The sequence below is a fragment of the Jatrophihabitans sp. YIM 134969 genome, assembly GCF_054456675.1.
The window spans coordinates 1-5,438 of record NZ_JBTJEQ010000091.1 but is presented as its reverse complement, the minus strand read 5'-3'; the positions used below and the strand labels follow the sequence as shown (position 1 = coordinate 5,438).

Annotated in this window: 2 protein-coding genes and 1 pseudogene; all 3 read left to right on the top strand. The window is 68.4% G+C overall.

The genetic code is table 11. From position 1 onward, the window contains the following. Positions 1-538: 538 nt before the first annotated feature. On the top strand, positions 539-2,527 hold the full coding sequence (gene gyrB / locus ACXR2U_RS23760) for a DNA topoisomerase (ATP-hydrolyzing) subunit B (protein WP_458827572.1): 1,989 nt from the start codon (positions 539-541) through the stop codon (positions 2,525-2,527). 78 nt (positions 2,528-2,605) lie between these two features. Beyond that, positions 2,606-5,110: a DNA gyrase subunit A gene (gyrA, locus tag ACXR2U_RS23755; protein WP_458827571.1), complete on the top strand. Its 2,505-nt coding sequence runs from the start codon at positions 2,606-2,608 to the stop codon at positions 5,108-5,110. Next, positions 5,110-5,438, top strand: a pseudogene (locus tag ACXR2U_RS23750) (hypothetical protein); the annotation flags it as partial. The gene gyrA and the pseudogene ACXR2U_RS23750, both read left to right, overlap by 1 nt.

Here is a 5,438-nt window from a genome sequence, read left to right as displayed (position 1 = left end):
CGTTCTCCGTTCATGGTTGCTGACCTTCGACAAGCCAGAAACCTAGACAGAGAACGGCGTGTTGCTATCTCACCACCCCGAACCCACCCACAGATGCGTCACAAGAGCCGGAACTTCTGCCCACTCAGCGCAGGAGGTGACCACTCACCGGGTTGGTCCGGCCCGACGGGACCGGGTCGGCGTGTCTGGGGCGGCGGTGATCCGGTCCCGTGGGGGTAGTCGAGACCTGGGGGTCGGATCGCTCTGCGGGCGCGTCAGGACGTCTCCTGCGCCGGTCCGGCGCGGAAATCGACTAGACTGGTGTGAGGACGACGCGCTCCGCGCGGCTCAGAACGCCTCTCGGGGGCGTTGACGACCACCGCCCACCTGCCGGGCTGTGTGGCCGTTCCGCGTGCGCTGATCACCACCCGCTCCGGGTGGTCAGAAGGGACACCGGTACGTGACCACGACCGCGAGCAGCACCCCCACCAACTCCACCTCGGGCTCCGGCTCGGGCAAGGCCCCGGCCAAGAAGGCGGGCGGCTACAACGCCAGTTCGCTGCAGGTCCTCGAGGGCCTCGAGGCGGTGCGCAAGCGGCCTGGCATGTACATCGGCTCCACCTCCGAGCGCGGCCTGCACCACCTCGTGTGGGAGGTCGTCGACAACTCGGTCGACGAGGCGCTCGCGGGCTACTGCGACCGCATCGAGGTGAGCCTGCTCGCCGACGGCGGGGTGCGGGTCAAGGACAACGGCCGCGGCATCCCGGTCGACATGCACCCGCAGTACAAGAAGCCCGGCGTCGAGATCGCCCTCACCGTCCTGCACGGCGGCGGCAAGTTCGACGGCGAGGCGTACGCGGTGTCCGGCGGTCTGCACGGTGTCGGCATCTCGGTCGTCAACGCGTTGTCGACCAAGGTCGACGTCGAGATCGACAAGGACGGCTTCCACTGGCACCAGGTCTACACCGACCAGAAGCCCGGCCCGCTCGAGAAGCAGGGCGCCACCCGCAAGACCGGCACCACCGTCACCTTCTGGGCCGACGACGCCATCTTCGAGACCACCGAGTACTCGTTCGAGACCATCAGCCGGCGGCTGCAGGAGTACGCGTTCCTCAACAAGGGCCTGACGATCGTCCTGCGCGACGAACGCCCCAAGAAGGTCGTCATCGACGAGGACGCCGGCGAGGCGGCCGCCGAGACCGAGCCCGACGCCACGGCCGTCACCGAGGTCGCCACCAAGGCCGTGAAGGTCAAGGAGATCGTCTACCTCTACGAGGAGGGGATCGCCGACTACGTCCGCTACATCAACAAGACGAAGGAGCCGATCCAGAAGTCGGTCATCGCCTTCGACGACGACAACCGCGAGCTCAAGCTCTCGGTCGAGATCGCGATGCAGTGGAACAGCGGCTACTCCGAGTCGGTCCACACCTTCGCCAACACCATCGCGACCATCGAGGGCGGCACGCACGAGGAGGGTTTCCGCGCAGCGCTCACCAACGTCGTGAACCGGTGGGCCGTCGCCCAGAAGTTCATCAAGGACACCGCCGACGACCGTTTCAAGGGTGAGGACATCCGCGAGGGTCTCGCCGCGATCATCTCGGTGAAGCTCGGCGACCCGCAGTTCGAGGGTCAGACCAAGACCAAGCTCGGCAACTCCTCGGCGAAGTCGTTCGTCCAGGGTGTCTGCAACGAAAAGCTGACCGACTGGTTCAACGCCAACCCGGCCGAGGCCAAGCCGATCGTCACCAAGATCAGCCAGGCCGCGAAGGCCCGCAAGGCCGCGCAGCAGGCCCGCAAGCTGGTCCGCAAGAACGCCCTCGACACCATGGGCATGCCGGGCAAGCTCTCGGACTGCCGCTCGACCGATCCCGGCAAGAGCGAGCTCTACATCGTCGAGGGTGACTCCGCGGGTGGTTCGGCGAAGTCGTGCCGTGACTCGATGTACCAGGCGATCCTGCCGATCCGCGGCAAGATCATCAACGTCGAGAAGGCCCGCATCGACCGCGTCCTCAAGAACAACGAGGTCCAGTCGATCATCACCGCGCTCGGCACCGGCATCCACGACGAGTTCGACGTCAGCAAGCTGCGCTACCACAAGATCGTGCTGATGGCCGACGCCGACGTCGACGGCCAGCACATCTCGACCCTGCTGCTCACGCTGCTGTTCCGCTTCATGCGCCCGCTCATCGAGGGTGGGTTCGTGTACCTCGCGATGCCGCCGCTGTACAAGATCAAGTGGAGCAAGGGCGACCCCGACTACTCGTACTCCGACAAGGAGCGCGACGGCTACCTCAAGGCCGGTCAGGAAGCGGGCCGTCGCCTCGCGCAGGGCGAGTCGATCCAGCGCTACAAGGGTCTGGGCGAGATGAACGCGTCCGAGTTGTGGGAGACCACGATGGACCCGGCCAACCGCATCCTGCGTCAGGTCACCCTCGACGACGCCGCCACCGCCGACGCCCTGTTCTCGACCCTCATGGGTGAGGACGTCGAGGCGCGGCGTTCGTTCATCGTGCGCAACGCGCACGACGTGCGGTTCCTCGACATCTGACCGTTGTCCACTGCACCGTTCACAGCTGTGGACGAACGATCCGTTGCGTAGTGCAACGATGACCACGAGAGGCAGCACATGACCGAGCCCACTCCGCCGGAAGGCGGCGACCGGGTCGTCCCCGTCGAGATCCAGACGGAGATGCAGCGCAGCTACATCGACTACGCGATGTCGGTCATCGTCGGTCGTGCGCTCCCCGACGTCCGTGACGGCCTCAAGCCCGTGCACCGCAAGATCCTCTACGGGATGTTCGACTCGGGCTTCCGCCCCGACCGGCAGTTCGTGAAGTGCGGTCGCGTCGTCGGCGACGTCATGGGCAACTACCACCCCCACGGTGACGGCGCGCTCTACGACGCCCTGGTCCGCATGGCCCAGACCTGGTCGTTGCGCTACCCGCTCATCGACCCGCAGGGCAACTTCGGCTCGCCCGGCAACGACCCGGCCGCGGCGTACCGCTACACCGAGTGCCGGCTCAAGCCGCTCGCGATGGAGATGCTCCGCGACATCGACGAGGAGACCGTCGACTTCATCCCGAACTACGCGGGCAACACCGTCGAGCCGGTCATCCTGCCGGCGCGGTACCCGAACCTGCTGGTCAACGGGTCCGAGGGCATCGCGGTCGGCATGGCCACCCGCATCCCGCCGCACAACCTGCGCGAGGTCGCGAGCGGCGTCACCTGGGCGCTCGAGCACCCCGACGCCACGCAGGAGGAGCTGCTCGAGGCGCTGGTCGAGCGGATCAAGGGCCCGGACTTCCCGACCTACGGCCTCATCGTCGGACGCGACGGCATCGAGGACGCCTACCGCACCGGCCGTGGCTCGATCCGCATGCGCGCGGTCGTCACGATCGAGGAGGACACCCGCGGGCGCACCATCCTCGTCGTCACCGAGCTGCCCTACCAGGTCAACCACGACAACCTCAAGGACTCCATCGCGCAGCTCGTGCGCGACGGCAAGCTCGCCGGGATCAGCGACATCCACGACGAGAGCTCCGACCGCACCGGCATGCGCATCGTCATCACGCTGCGCCGCGACGCCGTGGCCAAGGTGGTCCTGAACAACCTCTACAAGCACACGCAGCTGCAGACCACCTTCGGCGCCAACATGCTGGCGATCGTCGACGGCGTGCCGCGCACGCTGCGCATCGACCAGTTCATCAGCCACTACGTCGACCACCAGGTCGAGGTCATCGTCCGGCGCACCGAGTACCGCCTGCGCAAGGCCGAGGAACGCGCCCACATCCTGCGCGCGCTGCTGAAGGCCCTCGACCAGCTCGACGCCGTCATCGCCCTGATCCGGGCCGCGCCGTCCGCCGACGGCGCGCGCACCGGCCTCATGGAGTTGCTGGAGATCGACGAGATCCAGGCGACCGCGATCCTGGACCTGCAGCTGCGCCGCCTCGCAGCGCTCGAACGTCAGCGCATCATCGACGAAGCCGCCGAGATCGAGGCGCGCATCGCCGACCTGCAGGACATCCTCGCCAAGCCCGGCCGGCAGCGGCAGATCATCGCCGACGAACTCGCCGAGATCGTCGAGCGCTACGGCGACGACCGCCGCACCCAGTTCGTGGCCTACGACGGTGACGTCACCAACGAGGACCTCATCGCGCGTGAGGACGTCGTCGTCACCATCACCCGCACCGGCTACGCGAAGCGGACCAAGACCGACCTCTACCGCGCGCAGCGGCGCGGTGGTCGCGGGGTCGCGGGGGCGGCGCTGAAGCAGGACGACATCGTCGCCCACTTCTTCGTCAGCTCCACCCACGACTGGATCCTGTTCTTCACGAACAAGGGCCGGGTGTACCGGGCCAAGGCCTACGAGCTGCCCGAGGCGAACCGCAACGCCCGCGGCCAGCACGTGGCGAACCTGCTGGCGTTCCAGCCCGGCGAGGAGATCGCCGGGATCATGAACATCCCGAACTACGAGGTCGCCCCGTACCTCGTGGTGGCCAGCAAGCGCGGCCTGGTCAAGAAGACCCGTCTCACCGAGTACGACTCGAACCGCTCGGGTGGCATCCAGGCCGTCAACCTGCGCGACGACGACGAGCTGATCGGGGTGGCGCTGGTCAGCGACACCGACGACCTGCTGCTGGTCAGCCGCAACGCCCAGTCGATCCGGTTCAAGGCCGACGACGACAACCTGCGACCCATGGGCCGGGCGACCTCGGGCGTCATCGGCATGCGGTTCGGCGGCGACGACGAGCTGCTGGCCATGGCCGTCGTGCGTGAGGGCGACGAGATCCTGGTCGCCACCGAGGGCGGGTTCGCCAAGCGCACGCCGGTCGAGGACTACACGCCGCAGGGCCGCGGCGGCAAGGGCGTGCTCACCGCGAGGATCGTCTCGACCCGCGGCAAGCTGGTCGCCGCCCTGAGCGTCCGCCCTGACGACGAGCTGTTCGCCATCACCTCGACCGGTACGGTCATCCGGACGAATGCGTCCCAGGTACGCAAGGCACAGCGACAGACGATGGGGGTCCGGTTGATGAACCTCGGTGACGACGCCACCCTCCTCGCCCTCGCGGTGAACGCCGAGCGCGAAGCCGCCGGGGACGACGCGACGGAGCCCGAGGGAGATTCCAGCTGATGAGCTCACCGGGTGACACCGGCCCGCGGTCGGCGGCGCAGCGCGACGTGCGCCACGACCCGACCGACGCCACCGTGACCGCCAGCCTGCCGGCGGTGTCGGACGCCCCCGACACCGGCAGCCCCTACCCCGCGGGCGGCATGCCGGGCGCGTCCCGGGACGACTGGAAGGCCCCGTCCGCGCCCCGCGCGGCGAGCTCCTCCGGCCGCACCGAGGTGGTCCCGAACGTCGCGCCGGTGCCGTCGTCCGGCCGGTCGCCGTTCGACGGCCCGCTGCCGCCGCGTCCGGGTGAGGGCACCGGCCGCCCGGGCGGCCCCGCCGGTGCAGC

Bases quoted from the DNA above. Each gene is read 5' to 3' on its own strand.
- gyrA (WP_458827571.1), top strand. From the start codon at position 2,606: ATGACCGAGCCCACTCCGCCGGAAGGCGGCGACCGGGTCGTCCCCGTC.